This is a genomic window from Streptomyces sp. NPDC089915 (assembly GCF_040684675.1).
In the GTDB taxonomy this organism is placed as follows: domain Bacteria; phylum Actinomycetota; class Actinomycetes; order Streptomycetales; family Streptomycetaceae; genus Streptomyces.
Genome location: NZ_JBFBGN010000259.1, coordinates 1 through 3,841 on the forward strand (window position 1 = coordinate 1; position 3,841 = coordinate 3,841).

Sequence of the window (3,841 nt, forward strand, 5' to 3'; positions counted from 1 at the left end):
CGGCGGTCCCGGAGGGCTTCGCCGGCAGGACGTACCCCAGCACCTCGCACCAGAAGGTGGCGAGGCGCACGGGCTCCGCGCAGTCGAAGGTCACCTGGAACTGCTTGATCGTTGACATCGGCGCACGATAGCAGGGCCCGTCTCATCTCCCCAGGTCGGGAGGCCTGCGTTACGGACACCCCGTAAGCTCCGAAGCATGTGGAGACAGGCAGCGGCAGACGTTTTTCCCGGCACGGGCTTCAGCGAACCGGCCCAGGCATCCGACCTCGACGCGGCGGAGACGCGCCTCGGGCGGACGCTGCCGGCGGAGCTGCGGGATCTGCTGCTCGAAAGCAACGGGGTCATCGGCCACACGCACGTGGACACCGTCTGGCCCATCGATCAGATCGTCGAGAGGAACCTGCTCTTCTGGTCGGACCCGACGTTCGCCCAGCTCTACATGGCGTTTGACGCCCTCCTCTTCTTCGGCGACAACGGAGGCGGCGACCAGTTCGCCTTCGTGCAGAAGCCCGAGCGCCCGGACATCTTCGTCTGGGAGCACGAGAGCGACAGCCGTCGATGGGTTGCCAACAACCTCCAGGACTACCTGAACCGTTCTCTCCGGGCCGCTGGTGACGAGTGGTACCAGCCGTAACGCGGCAGTCCTTCTCACCAATCGATCTCTCCGTTCTCGTCAACGGAAGGATGGGCCACGGAGTCGAGCCGGTCGCTCTGATCGTGGTGTTCCATGGCCTCGGCCACCTCGTGGAGCCAGGTTCCAAGGCTCGGCCACCCGAGGAAGTAGGCATGGTCGGCGTGCGGGGCGCGACCGAGATGGTCAAGCCACAAGCCCGGGCCCGCGTCGATGAAGTGCTCATCGCCATGGCCGCCGGCGAAGGGGATCCACTTCGTTCCCCACCACGGAGACTCCTGCTCGTCCGGGTCGTCCTCGCCCTCCCAGATCCGCATGCGCCGCTGTCTCACGTCAGCGATCGCACCCGTGGAATACAGCGGGCCGCACGGCAGGATCCCGAGATGGGACGAATCCCCGTCGTGGCACAGCAGTGATGCGCGTAGGTCGGTGGGAAGAGCTACGCCCAACGCGACCTCGAGCTGGTCGATGGAATCCGGCGGCGCCGGAGGAGCAAGCTCTGCGAGTCGAGCGGGCGCATGCCGGGCCAACCATGTGTCGATGCGCTGCCAGGACGTGGCAACGGGCGGAATCACCGGGGCGATGCCGATAAGGGGCGGCTCGATCATGAGCCGAAGCATCTCACCCGAGGCCGGCGTCCGGCCGCGTCTGCCTGCGGCCCTACTGACCGAACTACATCGCACTGACCTCCTGGGCCTGGACGACCGTGCCGTGGACGGGTCATTCCGCTTGGCTCCGCAGCCTCCCGACCGGGGGCAGAGCCCGGATTTCCTCGGTCTCGAAGGACACGTGCTTGTCCCGGCCGGCGAGTACGACGGTCCGCCCGCTGAGCCGGGCGACCGTCGTGGGCCAGCCGGACCAGCCGTCCACCTGGAAGTTCTTCACGCCGACGCAGACCAGAACGAACTCGACCGCGTTGTGGCCGCGGGCCCGCCACAGGTCGGCGGCACCGGCTGGGATACCGAAGGCGGAGAACCTCAGGGTGACCGACGCTTCGCGCTCGTCGATGAGGACGGATTCGAGGTCGTAGCCGGTCAGCGGTGGTGGAGGTGAGCCGAGGACGTCGCGGAGCTCCTCGGAGCCGACCAGCTCGGCAGACCAGTCACGCTCGCTCATAGAACACCTTCGCGGTCGTGGGAGGCAGCACCCCTTGGTGCCTGCGCGGGCCGAGGGGACTCGCGAACCATCGTTGAGCCGCGTAAAGGCCGCCCTCGTCGCCGGAGCGATAGGCATTGAGGCGGCCCGCCTTGAGGGCGTGCGCGGTGAACTCCAGCGAGAACTCCGGACCGCTCACCGCGATCCTGATCCGGCGCTCCGGGGTCGGGATCCGGGGACCGAACTCGACGTCGACCACGGTGCTGTCGGGGACACCCCGCATCCGAAGGTCCTCGACCGCGAAGAACTCGATCTGGGCCTCGAAGCGGTCGCAGCCGGCTTCGGTCCAGTCCGGCGGAGCGAGGTCGGGGAAGCGGGGAAACTCGACCCGCAACGTCACGCCCTGACCGTACGGACTGAGGTGCACCGAACGGAGAACCAGGCCCTCCAGAGCCGGCAGCGCGCTGTAGAGCGCGGTGAACTGCTCGGAGCCGACCAGGAACTCCGGCCATCCGTCGGCTGACATGGGTGGGACCCCTCCGCTCCGGGCGCTTCGTGCGCGGCAAGACCGGTGGCTCCTCGGCCCGAGGAACCGCACTTGAGCCGGGAGGATACCGCCCGTCCACGGTCCGGTCGCACCTCGGCGGCTTTCGACCATCCAGCGGCTCGGTTCGCCCGAGAAGAGACCAGGCCGCACACCTTCTTCCTGCCCGCGCGCAGTACCGGCTCGGTGGGACGGGCCGATGGTCCGAGCGAGGGTGACCCGCCGCTCGGGTGTGTGGTAGATCGTCGGCGTGTGGTGGCGGACGGCCTCGGATTCGGGCGCCGGTTCTGGCCATTCTCGTCAAAGTGTGACTTTCCGGTGATCGTTCTGTGTAGTTTCGCGTTCCGAAAAGCGTCGTTCGCCCTGGCGCCCGGCGCGGTCGGTGCCTGGCGCCGTGGCGGCTCCATCCCCCTTCCGCAGACAGGAATCGTGATGACCACCCCGAGCACTGGAACACCCGGCACCGCTCCGACGAGTCCGGCCCCTGCGGCGAGCACGCCCTCCGGGTTTGAGGTGGACAGGGCGATGCTGGACGGCGCGACGCCGAACGACCTGCTCCCGTCCACGGGCAATTACCCGACGGAGGTCGTCCGGTACCAGTCGGTGGTGCTCACCGACATCCCCGGAGCAACGCCGGCGCGTGCCCTGACCGGCGCGATCGACCTCGGCGAGGAGAACCTGCCGTTCTACGACCGGCCCGCCGAGGGCATGGTCGTCACGACGGAGCAGCGCTGGTCGGCCCAGGGCGTCACGCTCGGCCGGCTGCTGCACAGCCTCGCGCTCGCGCCCGGCGAGAGCACCCGGGTCGCGGTCGTCGACTGGCAGCGCACCACCCGGGCGACGGGCGCCGAGACGGCCGGCGAGAACGAGTTGCTGACCGGCTCCACCGACCAGAACCGGTCGATCAGCGAGGTCGCGAACGCGATCGCCCACGAGGAGCAGTACGGCAGTTCCCAGGGGTTCGAGGTGGGCCAGTCGTCCAGCGAGGGCGGCAGCATCGGCGGCTCGCTCGGCGTCGTGTTCAGCGGTGGCGGCAACTGGAGCAAGTCGTCGAACTTCGGCATCGCCAGCGCGGTGTCACGCTCCACCGGGGTGCGCTCGGTGGCGCAGGAGGCGACGCAGCGGATCAGCGCGCGGACCCAGCAGCTCGCCACCGCGGCCCGCAGCCGGAACATGACGGTCGTGCGCGAGACCTCGCAGGCCGAGCAGGACCAGGTCCTCACCCGGGTCGTCACCAACTACAACCACATGCACGCCATGTCGGTGCAGTACTACGAGGTCGTCCAGGTCTACACCGTGACGACGAAGCCGACCCGGCTGGAGCGCTGCCTGTTCATCCCGCTCCAGGAGCTCACCTTCACCCACACCAGCCTCCAGCGGTACAAGGAGGTGCTCGCGTCGGTGGCGCCGGCCGACTGGGCGACGAAGATCCGCGCGGCGAACCCGTTCGACACGGTCGTGCGCAGACTCGACGCGTGCGCGGCACCGGAGGTGCCGACCACTCAGGAGTTCGCCGGGGTGGAGCTGGCCGACGTCGCCGCTTCGGCCATGGGCGTGTACGGGGTGCGCAA

General features: G+C 68.8%; 5 protein-coding genes and 1 pseudogene. 2 read left to right on the forward strand and 4 right to left on the reverse strand.

Going from position 1 to position 3,841, the window contains the following annotated elements:
* Window positions 1-118 (reverse strand): VOC family protein (locus tag AB0O29_RS34460; protein WP_365159960.1); only part of this gene is annotated, 118 nt, incomplete at its 3' end.
* Window positions 119-196: 78 nt separating this feature from the next.
* On the opposite strand from AB0O29_RS34460, the gene AB0O29_RS34465 reads away from it, so the two are divergent.
* Window positions 197-634: an SMI1/KNR4 family protein gene (locus tag AB0O29_RS34465; protein ID WP_365159948.1), complete on the forward strand. Its 438-nt coding sequence runs from the start codon at window positions 197-199 to the stop codon at window positions 632-634.
* A gap of 14 nt (window positions 635-648) precedes the next feature.
* Here the strand turns inward: AB0O29_RS34465 and AB0O29_RS34470 are convergent, their stop codons facing one another.
* The 3 genes from AB0O29_RS34470 to AB0O29_RS34480 all read right to left on the reverse strand — a co-directional run bounded on the left by AB0O29_RS34470 (window position 649) and on the right by AB0O29_RS34480 (window position 2,252).
* Window positions 649-1,239, reverse strand: coding sequence for an SMI1/KNR4 family protein (locus tag AB0O29_RS34470; protein WP_365159951.1), 591 nt, complete (start codon window positions 1,237-1,239; stop codon window positions 649-651).
* Window positions 1,240-1,351: 112 nt separating this feature from the next.
* Window positions 1,352-1,747, reverse strand: coding sequence for an Imm50 family immunity protein (locus tag AB0O29_RS34475; protein WP_365159954.1), 396 nt, complete (start codon window positions 1,745-1,747; stop codon window positions 1,352-1,354).
* Window positions 1,734-2,252: an Imm50 family immunity protein gene (locus AB0O29_RS34480; RefSeq protein ID WP_365159957.1), complete on the reverse strand. Its 519-nt coding sequence runs from the start codon at window positions 2,250-2,252 to the stop codon at window positions 1,734-1,736. The genes AB0O29_RS34475 and AB0O29_RS34480 overlap by 14 nt, the downstream gene beginning before the upstream one ends.
* Window positions 2,253-2,795: 543 nt before the next feature.
* Between AB0O29_RS34480 and AB0O29_RS34485 the strand changes: the two are divergent.
* Window positions 2,796-3,841: pseudogene (locus AB0O29_RS34485) on the forward strand (hypothetical protein); the annotation flags it as partial.

Excerpts from the sequence above, each read along its gene's own strand:
- AB0O29_RS34465 (WP_365159948.1), top strand. The coding sequence starts at position 197 with ATGTGGAGACAGGCAGCGGCAGACGTTTTTCCCGGCACGGGCTTCAGC.
- AB0O29_RS34470 (WP_365159951.1), bottom strand. The coding sequence starts at position 1,239 with ATGATCGAGCCGCCCCTTATCGGCATCGCCCCGGTGATTCCGCCCGTT.
- AB0O29_RS34475 (WP_365159954.1), bottom strand. The coding sequence starts at position 1,747 with ATGAGCGAGCGTGACTGGTCTGCCGAGCTGGTCGGCTCCGAGGAGCTC.
- AB0O29_RS34480 (WP_365159957.1), bottom strand. The coding sequence starts at position 2,252 with ATGTCAGCCGACGGATGGCCGGAGTTCCTGGTCGGCTCCGAGCAGTTC.